This window comes from Pseudolysinimonas sp. (genome assembly GCF_057350545.1).
In genome coordinates this window covers 1-15,102 of sequence record NZ_JBMRCP010000092.1, presented here as the reverse complement: position 1 = coordinate 15,102, position 15,102 = coordinate 1, and the positions used below count along the sequence as shown (strand labels likewise).

The window sequence follows — 15,102 nt, the reverse complement described above, 5'->3', positions numbered from 1 at the left end:
TACTCCGGCGAGGGATTACTCCTCGACGACGTTGCTCTCCGTGGGCTCCCACTCCCAGACGTTCCAGAAGACCGTCGGCGCGAGCGTCGAGGGCGAGATGTTCGTCACCCGGTCGCTGAAGGCCGCGGTCGACGGGAACTGGAAGATCGTCAGACCGTAGAAGTCATCCATCAGCAGCTTGTCGATCTGCAGCTGGATGTCGATCTGCGCGTCGGCGTCGAACTCGACGTCGAGCTGGCCGAGCAGCTCGTCAACCTCGGGGTTGCTGTAGAAGTTGAGGTTGTTGATGCCGCCGGTGATGTAGTTCGCCGAGGCGTTCGTCACACCGAGGCTCGTCGACTGCCATCCGAAGAACGACGCGTCGTACGCACCCGCGGTGCCGAGGAGGCCACCCCACTGCGGCGAGCCGCAGTCGGTCACGTTGAAGCCGGCCTCCGCCGCGCTCGCCTGGATGAGCGCGAACTCGTTGACACGGCGCGGGTTGTTCGTCGCGTAGAGGATGCAGACCTCGGGGTTGGTGACCCCGGCCTCGGCGAGGAGCGCGATCGCGCCCTCGATGTCGGGCTCCGTGAAGTCCGCCATGCCGTTGTTCTCGACGGTCTCGTCGTAGCCTTCGGCACCGGGCAGGAAGAGCTGCGAGTTACGCACCTCGGCGTCCGGCTGGAGCGGCTTGATGAGCGTGTCGACGATCTGCTGACGCGGGATCGTCTTGAGGAACGCCTCACGGATGAGCGGGTTGTTGAAGTGACCGCTCTTCGACTGGTCGAACTGCAGGTCGATGTGCTCGTAGGTGCCCTCGTAGCCGCCGAGGACGGTGATGCCGTCGATGGCAGCGAGCGCGTCCGCGACGTCGGCCGTGGCCTGCGGCTGGATGATGTCCACCTCACCGTTCTCGAGCGCCTGGACGGCGGCGAGCGGGTCGGGGATGAAGCGCACCGTGATCGTCTCGACCTGCGGAGTGTGGTCTCCCACGTACTCCGGGTTGGCCGTGAGCTCGATGTACTGGTCAGCCACGAAGTCGGTGATCGTGTACGGGCCGGTGCCCAGGACGAGCTCCGGGTCCGACGGCATCTCCGACATGTTGAAGCCCGAGTTCCAGAACGACGAGATCGCGGCGAGCGCCTCGGCGTCGTTGTCCTGGATGGCCGCGATGAGCGCGTCCTTGGCCTCAGCGTTGTCGTCGAGGCCGAGGGCGTTCTTCGCCACCACGTGGGCCGGGAGGCCCTGCGGGAAGGCGAGCTCCCAGTCGACGAACTGCTCGTCGTAGACGAGCGTGATCGAGCGGCCGTCGTCGCCGAGCTCCGGCGTGGTGCCGACCTTCTCGAGGCCCGCGCCGATGGCACCGTCGAAGAAGACGATGTCGGTCGGGAAGTCCTCGGTGAACTCGCCCGTGTCAGGGTCGGTGAAGTCCGCCGGGTCGAAGTCGGGGGTGTTGAGCACGCCCGAGTTGGCGGCCCAGACGAGCAGGAGGTCGGCGGCGTCGACGGCGGTGCCGTCGCTCCACTTGACGCCCTCGTTGACCGTGTAGGTCACGGTCAGCGGGTCTTCGTTGACGAGTTCGTAGCTGCCGAACGAGGTGTCCTGGACGAGCTCCGGGACGTCGTTGTAGTAGTTGAACCACGAGTTGGTCGAGTAGATGATGTTGTTGTTCGCCGTGGCGTTACCGAACGACGTGTTGCCGTTGTACGAGTAGAACGGCTGGTTCCAGGCGACGGTGACGGTGCTGTCTTCCACGACCTCGGACTGCGGAGTGCTGCAGCCTGCGAGGACGAGGGCACCGGCCGCGACCGTGGCCGCGATGGCCCCGAATCTGCGAATACGCAATGTTCCTCCTGTGCAATGAGAAGCGCGGCACGGCGGCGGACCCCGACGTGCCACGCCGGATAGCTACTGACCCTAAAGAGGGGACAAGCGGTGGGCAAACTTTGTGGGAGGAATCGTTACATCTCGGAAACGAGTTCTGAGGATTGTTGCGTCAACGCGAAGATCGTGCAGGATTCGGGCGTTCCACGCAAGATTCCCGCAATCGCTCGGTCGCAGCCCCCAAAATCGCTCGGATCGGGCGGCGTAGCATCGGATCCGTGACGCCCCGGAAGCCGCTTCTCGTGTTCGACGGGGATTGTGCCTTCTGTACAACGTGGGTGGATCGGCTCGAGAGGATGCTCCCGGTCTTCCCCGAGGCGGAGCCGTGGCAATGGCTCGATCTCGACGACCTCGGCCTCACCCGACACGACGTCACCCACTACGCGTGGTACCTCTCCGGAGAGCACCGCCTGCGCGGCCACGCCGCCTTCTCGGGGCTGCTGCGCGCCCAGAGCTCGCGCGGCTGGAGGTTCGTCGGCCACCTCCTCGTCACTCCGCCCTTCTCCTGGGTCGCGGCCGCCGGTTACGCCCTGATCGCGCGCTTCCGCCACCGCCTACCGGGGGGAACCCCGGCGTGTTCACTCCCCCGGCCGGCCGCGTGAGCCTCCCGGCATCCGCTTCCTCGCGCGGGCGGCTCATCGCCGAGATGGTGATCGTGCTCGCCGTCTCGCTCGGGATGTCGGCGCTGTACTCGATCGTCACGCTCATCAACCGCGCGACGCTCGAGACCCCGATCGCGAGCCAGACCGCGACCATCGTGCAGAGTCGCGACTCGCGCCCGATCTTCGATCTGCTCTACCAATTGCTCGGCATCGCCTCCGACCTGGCCCCCGTCGCGCTCGTCGCCTTCCTGCTCTGGAGCTCCGCGAAGCCGCACCTCGGACGCCTCGGCATCGACGGCGCGCATCCCGTGCGCGACATCCTCCTCGGCCTCGGCCTCGCGCTGCCGATCGGCATCGCCGGCCTCGGCATCTTCCTCGCCGGGCGCGCCCTCGGGTGGGGCGTGGGCATCTCGGCCTCGAATCTCACCGAGCAGTGGTGGACGATCCCGGTGCTCCTCCTCGTCGCGGCCCGCGCGGCGATCCAGGAGGAGGTCATCATGATCGGCTACCTGTTCGCCCGCCTCGGCGACGTGGGAGTCGGTCGCTGGGGCACGATCCTGATCTCCGCGACGATCCGCGGCACGTACCACCTCTACCAGGGGTACGGCGCGTTCTTCGCGAACTTCGCGATGGGCGTCGTGTTCGGCTGGCTCTACACCCGCGGAACCGAGCGGCGGGTGATCCCGTTCCTCGTGACGCACTTCGCGATCGACGCCGTCGTGTTCGTCGGGGCGCCGGCCGCCGCGAACGCCTGGCCCGAACTCTTCGGCACCCCCGAATAGCCGTGGGTTGAGTGCCGCGCGGAGCGCGGTGTATCGAAACCCGCCGTTCGTCGTACCTGGTTTCGATACACCCGCCTGCGGCGGGCACTCAACCCGCGGGGGCGTCCCCCGCGAGGGACTCGTGGATGCGGCGCAGGTCTTCCAGCAGCGAGCCGACGAGGATCCAGTGCCCCGACGAGGGCGCGGTGATCGCGAGCGGCGCCGTGAGCAGAGGCAGGCTCGCCGTCGGCGTCTCGGCGGGGTCGGGGTGGGTGCGCCGCGTGGTGCGGCGGACGTCGTGAGCTGCCCGCCGCAGCTGTTCGGCGATCGCGCGCACCGCGGGCTCGGCCGCCAGTCCGTCGTCATAGCGGTCGTACACGGCACGCGTCATGCCGATCACCTGGGTCACGATCGGGCCGAACCGTCGTAGCGTCGCCTCGAGCCGCTCGAGCTCGTCGCGGCGCCGTCGGCCGCGCGGGTTGAGGGTCAGCGACTCGGCGCCCGCCGTGAGCGCGGCATCGGCGGTCGCGACCATCGGCCGCAGCAGCCTCGCCTGGATCATGAGTTCTTCGAGTTGCGCGGGCGAGCGCGGCCCCTCGAGCGCGACGGCCAGCCGCTCGAGCGATGCCGAGAGCTCCTCGCCGAGGGCGTCGACCGCGTCGTGCACGGGGCGCCGCGCGACCGGGGGCACGAGGGCGACGTTCACGACGAACCCGATGACGGCGCCGATGAGCGTCTCGAGCACCCGGTCGACGGCGTAGTTCGGCGTCGCCGCCCCCAGGCCGAGCACCAGCAGCGCGCTGATCGCGACCTGGTTCGACGTGCCCGTCGTCATCTTCAGCAGCCACGCGATCGCGAGGGCGGCGGCGATCGCGACGAGGATCACCCACGTCGTCTGCCCGAAGGCGAGCGCGAGCACGGATGCCACCACGACGCCCGCGACGACGCCCACCGACCGCTCGATCGCCTTGACGACCGACTGGTTGACGCTCGGCTGTACGACGAGCAGGGCGGCGATCGCGGCGAAGATCGGCAGGTGCTCGGGGAACAGCGCCCCGGCGACCAGCCACGCCGCGATGGTCGCGATCGCGGACTTCGCCACCTGCAGCAGCGGCTGCCGTCGCGACGCCCGGAATGCCGCGAGGAGCTTCACGTCGCCAACGCTACGCCCGGTCAGCTCGCGGGAGGCTCGGCGTCCGCATCGGGGTCCTGCTTCGCGGCCTCGCGTCCCACGGTCATGCTGAGGGTGAGGAACACGATGCCGAGCGTGAACATCGAGATCCACATCGCGGAGTTGCCGGTGAACACGAAGATCACGGCGGCGACGAGGAAGACGACGCCGGTGAAGCGATAGGCGTTGGCGGGGTTCTTCCAGGAGGGACTGCGCTCGGCCATGCCTCCACGCTACGTCGCGTTGGGCGCGAGCGCCCGTCCGAGCAGGTCGAGCAGGCCGGCACTGCCCTGCTCGCGCAGGCGGCCGTCGAGGTCGAATCCGTCGAGATGGATGCCGTGCTCGCCGTGGGTGAGCCGCGTGCCGCCGTCGATCTCCTCGAACTCGTACGACGCGATCGACGTCGAGATGTGGGTGCCGTCGATCCACATGTCGTAGGTGAGCACGATGCGTTCGCGTTCGACGATGTCGGTGTAGACGGCGACGGCGCGCGAGACGGGCCCGCCGTGGAACCGGCTCTCGGCGACATCCCGGCCCCCGACCCGGAAGTCGGACTCCCACTCCCCCACGTGCTCGCGGCCCTCACCGCGCCCGAACCACTCGCGCTTGCGCTCCGGCTCGGCGAACGCCGCCCACACCTCCGCGACCGGATGCGGGTAGTCGCGCACGAGCGTGAACCCGGCGTGCCCGAGGCTGCGCTCGGTCACCGGGTGCCCTCGCGCGTGAAGGTCACGTGGATGACGCCGCTCTCGGCGACGACGGTCTCGACGCGTCGGGCGTTCTCGAGACCGCGCAGCTCGTCCCAGAAATTGATGCCGCGCCCCAGCACGATCGGCGTGATCGCCAGGTGGATGTCGTCGACGAGACCGCGCGTGAGGAAAGCCCGGGCGCTCGTGGGCCCGCCGCCGATGCGCACATCCTGACCGCCGGCCGCCTCGACCGCGAGCGCCAGCGCATCCTCGGGGCTCGCGTCGAGGAATCGGAACGACGTGCCGTTCGAGAACTCGAGGCCGGGGCGGGGGCTGTGCGTGAGCACGAACACGGGGAACCGGAACGGGGGGTCCTCACCCCACCAGCCACGCCAGTCGGGGTCGTCGGGATGGTGGTGCAGTCCGAACTTGCCGGCGCCCATGATCTCCGCGCCGACGCCCTCGAAGTAGGCAGCGGCGAAGGCGTCGTCGATCCCCGTCGTGCCGGCACCGCTCGTGTCGTGGAACACCCGCTCCCGGAAGGTGCGCGTCGCGGCGTAGTCGGCGGTGAGACGGGTCCAGTCGTGGCCGAGGGGCTCGTCGGGCGTCGCTCCGGTCGTCGTGGCGTAGCCGTCGAGCGAGATCATCAGGTCGAGACGCACACGCGTCATGAGGGCTCCTTCGGGGTGTGACGGGCGAGATGGATGCCGAGCAGGTCGGCCTGCCGCTCCGCGGGCGTCCGCTGCCCGTCGAGCCACAGGTGCAGCACGTCGAGCCCACCGGGTCGCAGGCTCACCGTGCGGGAGCGCCCGACCTTCTCCGAGACGACGACGCCCGCCTCCTCGAGCACCCCGAGGTGCTGCAGAAACGACGGCAGCGCCATCTCGAAGGGTTCGGCGAGCGTCGACACGAACGCCGGCCCCTGCGCCAACCGCTCGACGACAGCCCGTCGGGTCGGGTCGGCGAGGGCACGCAGCACCCCGTCGACCTCGTCCCAATACTTAGGCATACACCTAACTATTGCCTCACCGGGGGCGCGCGTCAACCCGTCGAAACATTCGGGCAACGAAGGAGGACGCCGGCGGGGTGCGGAAGTGAATCGGGGTAGGGGTCCCCGCTCTCTTCACTTCCGCGCCCCGCCGGCGTCCGACGGGCGCGAGTTACGCGAACGCTTCGATGGGAGGACACGCGCAGACGAGGTTGCGATCCCCGTACGCCTGGTCGATCCGCCGCACGGGCGGCCAGTACTTCGCGCGCACCTGACCCGGAGCCGGGTAGACCGCGAGTTCACGCTCGTAGGGGTGATCCCACGAGCCGGTGATGACCGCTTCGGCCGTGTGCGGCGCGTTGACGAGCGGGTTGTCGTCGCGCGTCCACGACCCGGCGGCGACGGCATCCGCTTCGGCCTTGATCGCGATCATGGCGTCGATGAAGCGGTCGATCTCGGCGAGATCTTCGCTCTCGGTCGGCTCGACCATGAGGGTGCCCGCGACGGGGAACGACATCGTCGGCGCGTGGAAGCCGTAGTCGATGAGCCGCTTGGCGACGTCGTCGACGGTCACGCCGGTCGCCTCGCGGAGCGGTCGGAGGTCGAGGATGCACTCGTGCGCGACGAGCCCGTTGTCGCCCGCGTAGAGCACGGGGTAGTGCTCGCGCAGGCGGGCGGCGACGTAGTTCGCGGCGAGCACGGCGGCTCCCGTGGCGCGGGTGAGGCCGTCGGGTCCCATCATGCGCACGTAGGCCCACGAGATCGGCAGGATGCTCGGACTGCCGTACGGCGCCGCGCTCACCGGGTTCTCGGTGCCGCGCGGAAGGTAGGGCGCGAGGTGGCTCTTCGCCGCGACCGGTCCGACGCCGGGGCCGCCGCCGCCGTGCGGGATGCAGAACGTCTTGTGCAGGTTGAGGTGCGAGACGTCTCCCCCGATGTCGCCGAAGCGCGCGTACCCGAGCAGGGCGTTGAGGTTCGCGCCGTCGATGTACACCTGCCCGCCCGCGTCGTGCACGGCCTGGGTGATCGCGCGGATCTCGTGCTCGTAGACGCCGTGCGTCGACGGGTAGGTCACCATGAGGGCGGCCAGGTCGTCGGCGTGCTCGGCGGTCTTCGCCCGGAGGTCGTCGAGGTCGACGTTGCCCTCCACGTCGCACGCGACCACGACGACCTTCATCCCGGCGAGCACCGCGGAGGCGGCGTTCGTGCCGTGCGCGCTCGACGGGATGAGGCACACGACACGGTGGTCGTCGCCGTTCGCGCGGTGGTAGCCGCGGATGGCGAGCAGCCCGGCGAGCTCGCCCTGCGAGCCGGCGTTCGGCTGCAGCGACACCTCGTCGTAGCCGGTGAGCTCGGCGAGCCAGCCCTCGAGCTGCTCGATGAGGGTCACGTAGCCTTCGCTGTCCGTGGCGGGCGCGAACGGGTGCAGGTCGGAGAACTCGGGCCAGGTGACGGCCGCCATCTCGGTGGCCGCGTTGAGTTTCATCGTGCACGAACCGAGCGGGATCATGCCGCGGTCGAGCGCGTAGTCCTTGTCGGCGAGGTGCTTGAGGTAGCGCATCATCGTCGTCTCGGAGCGGTGCGCCGAGAACACGGGATGCTCGAGATACCGGCTCGTGCGCACGAGCGCCTGAGGGATGCCGACGGCCGCGGGCTTGAACCCGAGCTCCGTCGTCACGCCGAACGCACCGAGCACGGCCTGCACCTCGTCGGGGGTCGTCGTCTCGTCGAGGGCGACCGCGACGTGGGAGTCGTCGACGAGGCGGAGCAGGTAGCCGGCGTCCGCCGCGCGCTCCACCACGCCGGCGGCGTCGTCGGACCGCACGAGGACGGTGTCGAAGTAGTCGGCGTGCACGACGGCGTCGCCGAGGGCATCCGCCATCAGTCGCGCGAGCCGGTTCACCTGGTGCGCGATCTGCTTGAGTCCCGACGCCCCGTGGTAGACCGCGTACATCGACGCCATGACGGCGAGCAGCACCTGCGCCGTGCAGATGTTGCTCGTCGCCTTCTCGCGACGGATGTGCTGCTCGCGCGTCTGCAGCGAGAGGCGGTAGGCGGTGTTGCCGACGGCGTCGACGGAGACGCCGACGAGCCGGCCCGGCAGCTGGCGCTCGAGTCCCGCGCGGACGGCGAGATAGCCCGCGTGCGGCCCGCCGAAGCCCATCGGCACGCCGAAGCGCTGCGACGTGCCGACGGCGACGTCGGCGCCCAGCTCGCCCGGGCTCGCGATCAGCGTGAGCGCGAGCAGGTCGGCCGCGACGACCGCGAGACCGCCCGCGGCGTGCACCGACTCGATGACGGAGCGCGGGTCCCACACGCGGCCCGAGGCTCCGGGGTACTGGATGAACGCGCCGAAGGCCTCCCTCGGTGGTCGAGTAGTCGCCGCAGGCGACGTGTCGAGACCCGCGAAGTCGACGACCTCGAGCGCGATGCCGAGCGGCTCGGCACGGTGCGCGAGCAGGCGGAGGGTCTGCGGCAGCGCGTCGGCGTCGACGAGGAAGACGTTCGACGACGATCCCGACGCGCGGCGGGCGAGCAGCATCCCCTCGACGACGGCGGTCGACTCGTCGAGCATCGACGCGTTCGCGGTCGCCATCCCGGTGAGGTCGGACACCATCGTCTGGAAGTTGATGAGCGCCTCGAGCCGGCCCTGAGAGATCTCGGGCTGGTACGGCGTGTACGCGGTGTACCAGGAGGGGTTCTCGAGCACGTTGCGCTGGATGACCGCGGGCGTGATGGTGCCGTGGTAGCCGATGCCGATCATGCTGCGGCGCACACGGTTCTTGCCGGCGAGCGCGCGCAGCTCGGCCAGCGCGGCTCGCTCCGAGACGGCGGCGGGCAGCACGGCGGGGGCGTCGACGCGGATGCCGGACGGGACGGCGGCATCCATGAGGTCGTCGACGGAGGAGTAGCCGACCGCCTGCAGCATGATCTGCTGCGCGGCGGAGTCGGTGCCGATGTGGCGGTCTGCGAACAGGGTCACGCCGTCAGCTCCGCGTACTGCTCGGCGGTGAGCAGCTCGGGCAGCTCGGTGAAGCGCACCTTGATGAGCCAGGCCGCGCCCTCGGGGTCGTCGTTGACGTTCGACGGCGAGTCGATGACCGACTCGTTGCGCTCGACGACCTCACCGTCGACGGGGGCGAAGAGCTCGCCGACCGACTTCGTCGACTCGATCTCGCCGACGATCTTGCCCGCGGCGATGGTCGCGCCCACGGCCGGCAGGTCGACGTAGACGACATCGCCGAGCTTCTCCGCGGCGTAGACGGTGATGCCGACCGTCGCGACGTCGCCGTCGACGCGGACCCACTCGTGATCCTTCGTGTAGTGCGTGGTCATGTCATGCCTTCTTTCGCGAGTAGAACGGGAGTGAGACGACGGTCGCCGGGATGGCGGTGCCGCGGACGTCGAGGGCGAGTTCGGTGCCGACCGCCGAGACGTCGGCGTCGACGTAGGCCATCGCGATCGGGTGCCCGAGGGTCGGCGAGAGCGCGCCGGAGGTGACCTCTCCGACCACCTCGCCGCCGCGGAGCACGGGATAGCCGGCGCGACCCGCGCGCTTGCCCTCGGACGCGAGTCCGACCAGCACACGCGCACCGGGGGTGCCGATGTCGGCGACGCGGCCGAGTCCGGCTTCGCGCGGGCGGATGTCGCGGGTCAGTTCGTGTCCGTAGAGGGGCATCCCGGCCTCGAGACGGAGGGTGTCGCGGGCGGCGAGCCCGCACGGCAGTGCACCGGCAGCGACCAGCGCGTTCCACAGGTCGGCGGCGCCGGGGTTGTCGACGTAGAGTTCGAAGCCGTCTTCGCCGGTATAGCCGGTGCGGGCGACGAGGATCGGCTGGCCGCGGTAGGTCGTCTCGACGATGCCGTAGTAGCGGATGTCGTTGAGATCGACGTCGAGGTCCTCGAGGCGCCCGAGCACGTCGAGCGACGCGGGGCCCTGCACCGCGACGAGCGCGCACGTCGCGGTCTCGTCGCCGATCGTCACGTCGAACCCCGCGCTGCGGGCCGTGAGCTCCTCCGCGACGATGTCGTGATTACCCGCGTTCGCGACGACCCAGAACTCGTCGTCGGCGAGGCGGTAGACGACGAGGTCGTCGAGGATCGCGCCGTCGTCGGTCAGCAGCAGCGAGTACTTGGCGCGCCCGTTCGCGATCGCCGACGCCGTACCGGCGAGGGCGGCGTCGAGGAACTCGGCCGCCTGGGTTCCGTTCACGAGGAACTCGGCCATGTGGCTGAGGTCGAAGAGACCGGCGGCGGTGCGGACGGTCTCGTGCTCGGCGAGGTCGGAGCCGTAGCGCACCGGCATCCGCCACCCGCCGAAGTCGGTGAAGGAGGCACCCGCGGCCTCGTGCACCGCGTCGAGCGGTGAGAGGCGGGACGTCGAATCGGACACGGAGTTCTCCCGGCTGGTCGGTGTGAGAACTCCCCCTCTGTCATGGTGCCTGAGAGTTTCGTCGCGCCGTCGAGACGGTCGGACTTTCACCTACGGCGGCCCGGGCATGGTCCCGGGCTCTTTCCAGAGCGGCCTGCGGGGTGCGGTACGTGTACCTGAGAGATTGGCGGGGAGGCTTGCTCCTTCGGTGCCCACTGATCGTGGACTCTCCCGCATCCCGTGCGGCCCGATGTTCGATTGTGCCCGTAGCCTAACGCCCCTACCCTGACGGCAACAGCACGCCCTGCCGGGAGGGAAGTGGACATCGTGAGGGTCGCCGTGCGGGTGCTGCTCGCGTTCGCCGTCGCCACCGCGGTCATCTCGATGCTCGCCTTCGAGGAGGCCGACCGGATCGGGCGGCAGTTCCTCGCCGCCGACGGGCAAGTGCTGTCGATCAGCGACATGATCGGCCCGAAGGCGTGGAGCCTCGCGGGCACGTGGTCGGCCTGGGACGGCTCGTCGCTGCCGACCCCGGCCGGCGCGATCGTCGCCCAGGTCGGGATCGACTGGTTCTTCATCGCCGCCTACCTCGTGCTCGCGGTCGTCGCTCTCGTCCGCTGGCTCGACGGTGGGATGCGGATCGCCGCGGCCGCGGTGCTCGCCGCACTGCTCCTCGTCGACATCACGGAGAACTCGCTCCTGCTGGCGGCGGCGGATGCTCTCGACGCCGCGGCCTCTCCGGGAGGTGCCTTCCCCGTCGCGTTGGCGCTCTTCCTCGGCGCGGTCGAACTCGTGAAAACACTCCTCGTCGCGGCGTTCGCTCTCTTCCTCATCCTGCGAGCGCCGTTCCGCCGGGCGGCGATCGACGTCGTACGGCGGGCCGCGCACGCGGTCTACGCTCAGCGACTCTCCCTCGTCGTCGTCGCGCTGTTCGCCGCGATGACGCTGCTGCCGCCCTGGCACGAGCTGCTCGAACAGCTCCCCGAGGTCGTGCGCGACTGGTTCGACGGAGCCGGTGAGCCGGGGCACGCCGTCGCCGCCGTCGTCACCGTCCTGCTGTTCGCCCTCGTCGCGCTCGTCATCGGCCGCGCCCGGGCGGGACTCACGTGGGAGCTCCACGTGCTCGGCTACGGCTCGGGCGGCACTCGGCGACGCTTCGAGCCGGTCGACGCCACGACGCCCACCCGGCAGGTGCGACGGTCGTGGCCCGGGTGGCTGCGCTACGCGCTGTGGGCGAGCCCGATCCCCCTCGTCATCGTCGGGGCCGTCGTCGTCGCGAACCTCGGAGGTGCCGTCGATGTCGACCGCGCCGCCGTGCTCGTCGTGCTCGTCGGCTCCCTCGTCGGGCTCTCACTCGGGCTCGAGCACTACCTCCGGCGACGCGAACTCGACCCCGCCCGCCCACCGCTCGGCCGACGGGTGACGGGAACGCGGGACGAGCGCCGTCGGTTCGCGCGGGACGTCACGCGGGCGGGCGATCTGCTCGCCGGCCTCGCGGTCGCCGCGGCGCTGCTCGGCGTCGCCCGGTCGCTGACGACACCGATCCTCGTCACCGCCGCCGAGGGCACGACGCCGAGCGCCGCGCCGATCCTGGCCGTCGTCGCCCTCGTCGCCCTCGCAGGCGGTGTCATCGCGGCCGCCGCATCGCTGCCGATCGGCATCCCGCGGGCACCGGGGTGGCCGGTCTTCCTCGTCGCCGCGGTCGCGAGCGTCGGATCGCTCGTCTTCCTCGGCAGCCTCGTGCTGCAACCTCTCCCGGTCGGACGGGCGCTCGGCGTCGTCGCCGTCGCGGCCGGGTCGCTCGGTGCGCTGACGGCGCTCGTCGGCGCCGTGTCGCTCGTGCTGCGGCAGCGCCGACCCCTCGCCCTCTTCGAGTTCCTCGGGCTGCGCTCCGACCCCGTCATCCTGCTGCTCGTCGTGCTGCCGATCGCGGTCGCGCAGATCGCGGGGGCCCCGCAGTTGCATCCCGTCGACCGCACGGTCTCGGTCGGGGCCGCCGATCGACCCGGGCTCGAGGAGGCTCTCGGGGTCTGGGTCGACGGCATGGTCGCCGCCGGCTGCGTCGACGACGACGGGCACGTGCCGCTCGTGCTCGTCGCGACGCAGGGCGGCGGCGTGCGCGCAGCGGTGTGGACCGACGCCGTGCTCGCCCAGTTCGTCGACGCCGGGGAGTGCGCGGCCCGATCCGTGTTCCTCTCCTCCGGCGTGAGCGGAGGGGCCGTCGGGCTCGCCGTCGCGACGACGCTCGACGACCCCGACCCCGAGGCGCTCGAAGCGGCGGTCGCCGACCTCAGCCGCTCGGGCACGCTCCCCGCCGCCGTCGCCGGACTCATCGTGAGCGATCCGCTCGCCTCCCTCACGGGCGTGCGCGTCTCCACGGCGGAGCCGGGCGGCGAGCCGCGCTGGCGGGATCGCGCGGCCCTCATCGAGGACTCCTGGCGTTCCGGCGACAGCACACTCGACACCCCGTGGGATGCCGAGCCGGGATCCCCGACCGGCTACGTCGTGCTCAACTCGACCGACATCCTCTCGGGCTGCCGCGTCTCCGTGAGCCAGCTCGATCTGGGCGACGGCGAGACGGGTTCGACGGTCACGGGCGACCCTGCGGTGCCGCGGTGCGACCAAGGGCAGGAGGGTCCGCCGCTCACCCTCGACCTGCTCGAGCTCTACGCCGCTCAGGACTGCGACTTCGGTGCCGACTGGGCGACCGCGGCCATGCTCGCGGCGCGGTTCCCGGTCGTGACCCCGGGCGGGGTCGTCGATTTCGCCACGATCTGCCCGGCTGCCTCCGACTCCGACGGGGTCGTCCCGACCCAGCCGCGGCTGCACCTCGTCGACGGCGGTTACGCCGAGAACTCGGGGATCGGGCTGCTCGCCGATCTCGCCCCGCGCCTCGGCGAGCTCATCCGCCGCCACAACTCGACCCCGGTCGACGGCGGGGGGCCGGTGATCGTCCCCTATGTCGTGTACATCCAGAACTCGCCGGGAGCCGACCTCTTCCCGCCGCGCCAGGATGTCGTGGGCGAGCTCGTCGTGCCGCTCGAGGCGTTCGGCACGCGGGGCCACCAGAACTCCGCGGCGACCTGGCTCCAGCGCGCGATCGGCGGACTCGGCGAGGTCTGCCCGGCCGACGCCGCCGTTCCGGCCGAGGACTCGGGACTCGTCGCGCCCTGTGCTGGGGCGGCGGGCATCCCGTCCTCCAGCGACCGGGTCGTGCTCGCCGCCATCCCGACCCGCCCCTCCGCCGTCGTGCCGCTCGGCTGGGCGCTCGCCCCGTCGACGCTCGCCGACCTGTTCGTGATCGCCGAGAACGAGGCCTCCTCGTGCCGGCCGCCGCAGTGGAGCGAGTACTCCTGCCTCGCCGAGCTCGTGACCGTGCTTCCCCGCTAGCGGCGCTCGGCGCCGCCCGTCAAGACCCGGCATCGCCGTGAGCGCGGATGCTGGGATGGCGCCATGGGGATGCGACGATCCGTCCTGCTCGGAGCCGTCGCGGTGGGGGCGCTGAGCCTCACCGCGTGCGTCGGAGGCGGCCCGTCGCCGGGCGACGTCGCGGCGGAGTTCGCGACCCCGATCGAGCCCGAGTGGTCGACCGAGGTGCCCGGGATGTTCGGCGAGCCCGTGATCCACGACGGTGTCGTGCTCGCCTACGCCGACGACGAGGAGGTCGGGATGCGGCTCACCGCCGTCGACCTCGAGTCGGGCGACATCCTGTGGGAGCACACGGCGTCGCCCGGCGGAGCCTACGGGAACCCGATCCTGACGAGCGTCCGCGCCGCCAGCCGGCCGTACCCGCTGCCGACGATCACCCCGACCGTCATCGAGCGCGGCGAAGGTGAGGATGCCGGCCTCGCCGTGGTCTTCACCGAGCGCGACATCGAGATGGAGAGCATCCGGCCCGACGACCTGCTCCGGGTGGTCGACCTGCACTCGGGCGACGAGCTCGAGGTGACGATGCCCGACCACGACCCCGACGACTTCAGCTTCGCGCCCGTCGGCATCCAGCGCGACGACGGCGACCTGTTCGCCAACTTCTACACGCCCGCGCGCGAGTGCGGCGACCTCGTGTGCTGGGCGGCGTCCGACCCCGAGACGAGGAACGGCTACTCGCTGGTCACCCTCGACCCGGCCACGCTCGAGCTGCGGATCGAGGGCGGCTTCCTGCCCGAATCGGAGGATCCGCTCGGTCCCGACTACGGGATGGAGTACCTCAGCATCGCGACCGACGACGACTTCGACCTCGTGCGCTACGTCGACGGCGCCGAGCTGTGGCGGCATCCGACCGACGAGCTCTTCGGGGTGGAGCGCACGTCGCTGCCCGACTTCGGCGGGGTGGCCGAGTTCGGCGACCTCGTGCTCGTGCAGGGCTACCAGTCGATGCGCGAGACACTCGACGACGTGCACACGTACGACCTCGACTTCGTGACCTCACGCACGCTCGTGGCGGTCGACCGCGACTCGGGTGACGTCGTCTGGCGGCTGGAGGGCGGCGACATGCTGTGCCACGCCGTGCACGACCGTCCGGCGCCCGCCGACTCCGAGAGCATCCCGATCTGCCTCGCGACGGGCGGCTCGTTCCTCTACGACCTCGTCGCGGAGGACTTCGCCGAGCAGGTCGACCTCGAGGCGTCGATCGTCGAGCTCGAGGTCGCGACCGGC

Annotated in this window: 13 protein-coding genes and 2 riboswitches; of the genes, 4 read left to right on the top strand and 9 right to left on the bottom strand. The window is 70.8% G+C overall.

What is annotated here, in order from left to right:
• Positions 1 to 15: 15 nt before the first annotated feature.
• Entirely contained in the window at positions 16 to 1,824 is a 1,809-nt protein-coding gene (locus ACO1X9_RS12885; protein WP_486351245.1) for an ABC transporter family substrate-binding protein, read from the bottom strand.
• Positions 1,825 to 2,159: 335 nt separating this feature from the next.
• On the opposite strand from ACO1X9_RS12885, the gene ACO1X9_RS12880 reads away from it, so the two are divergent.
• Positions 2,160 to 2,465, top strand: a complete 306-nt coding sequence (locus ACO1X9_RS12880) for a thiol-disulfide oxidoreductase DCC family protein (protein ID WP_486351244.1) — start codon at positions 2,160 to 2,162, stop codon at positions 2,463 to 2,465.
• Positions 2,438 to 3,247 (top strand): CPBP family intramembrane glutamic endopeptidase, encoded by an 810-nt coding sequence (locus ACO1X9_RS12875; protein ID WP_486351243.1) that lies wholly within the window; start codon positions 2,438 to 2,440, stop codon positions 3,245 to 3,247. Before ACO1X9_RS12880 ends, ACO1X9_RS12875 begins: the two co-directional genes overlap by 28 nt.
• Before the next feature lie 88 nt (positions 3,248 to 3,335).
• Here ACO1X9_RS12875 and ACO1X9_RS12870 read toward each other — a convergent pair whose 3' ends face one another.
• The 8 genes from ACO1X9_RS12870 to gcvT form a co-directional block, all read right to left on the bottom strand.
• The gene (locus ACO1X9_RS12870; RefSeq protein ID WP_486351242.1) at positions 3,336 to 4,379 is read right to left on the bottom strand and encodes an FUSC family protein; all 1,044 of its coding nucleotides are present in this window, start codon (positions 4,377 to 4,379) and stop codon (positions 3,336 to 3,338) included.
• Between the two features lie 20 nt (positions 4,380 to 4,399).
• Positions 4,400 to 4,621, bottom strand: coding sequence for a hypothetical protein (locus tag ACO1X9_RS12865; RefSeq protein ID WP_486351241.1), 222 nt, complete (start codon positions 4,619 to 4,621; stop codon positions 4,400 to 4,402).
• 9 nt (positions 4,622 to 4,630) lie between these two features.
• A complete protein-coding gene (locus tag ACO1X9_RS12860; protein WP_486351240.1) occupies positions 4,631 to 5,104 on the bottom strand; it encodes an SRPBCC domain-containing protein in 474 nt (157 codons plus the stop codon).
• Positions 5,101 to 5,757 (bottom strand): dihydrofolate reductase family protein, encoded by a 657-nt coding sequence (locus ACO1X9_RS12855; protein WP_486351239.1) that lies wholly within the window; start codon positions 5,755 to 5,757, stop codon positions 5,101 to 5,103. Before ACO1X9_RS12855 ends, ACO1X9_RS12860 begins: the two co-directional genes overlap by 4 nt.
• Complete coding sequence (locus ACO1X9_RS12850; RefSeq protein ID WP_486351238.1) at positions 5,754 to 6,095, bottom strand: ArsR/SmtB family transcription factor; 342 nt, start codon at positions 6,093 to 6,095, stop codon at positions 5,754 to 5,756. The genes ACO1X9_RS12855 and ACO1X9_RS12850 overlap by 4 nt, the downstream gene beginning before the upstream one ends.
• Before the next feature lie 151 nt (positions 6,096 to 6,246).
• The gene (gene gcvP / locus ACO1X9_RS12845) at positions 6,247 to 9,057 is read right to left on the bottom strand and encodes an aminomethyl-transferring glycine dehydrogenase (protein WP_486351237.1); all 2,811 of its coding nucleotides are present in this window, start codon (positions 9,055 to 9,057) and stop codon (positions 6,247 to 6,249) included.
• Entirely contained in the window at positions 9,054 to 9,410 is a 357-nt protein-coding gene (gcvH, locus tag ACO1X9_RS12840; protein ID WP_486351236.1) for a glycine cleavage system protein GcvH, read from the bottom strand. Before gcvH ends, gcvP begins: the two co-directional genes overlap by 4 nt.
• A 1-nt stretch (position 9,411) precedes the next feature.
• Complete coding sequence (gene gcvT, locus ACO1X9_RS12835; RefSeq protein ID WP_486351235.1) at positions 9,412 to 10,467, bottom strand: glycine cleavage system aminomethyltransferase GcvT; 1,056 nt, start codon at positions 10,465 to 10,467, stop codon at positions 9,412 to 9,414.
• A gap of 27 nt (positions 10,468 to 10,494) precedes the next feature.
• A riboswitch (glycine riboswitch) is annotated at positions 10,495 to 10,600 on the bottom strand.
• Positions 10,601 to 10,690: riboswitch (glycine riboswitch) on the bottom strand.
• Between the two features lie 74 nt (positions 10,691 to 10,764).
• Here gcvT and ACO1X9_RS12830 point away from each other — a divergent pair.
• Positions 10,765 to 13,836, top strand: coding sequence for a hypothetical protein (locus ACO1X9_RS12830; RefSeq protein ID WP_486351234.1), 3,072 nt, complete (start codon positions 10,765 to 10,767; stop codon positions 13,834 to 13,836).
• Between the two features lie 69 nt (positions 13,837 to 13,905).
• Positions 13,906 to 15,102, top strand: a 1,197-nt coding sequence (locus ACO1X9_RS12825; protein ID WP_486351233.1) for a hypothetical protein, incomplete at its 3' end; no start/stop codon positions are given.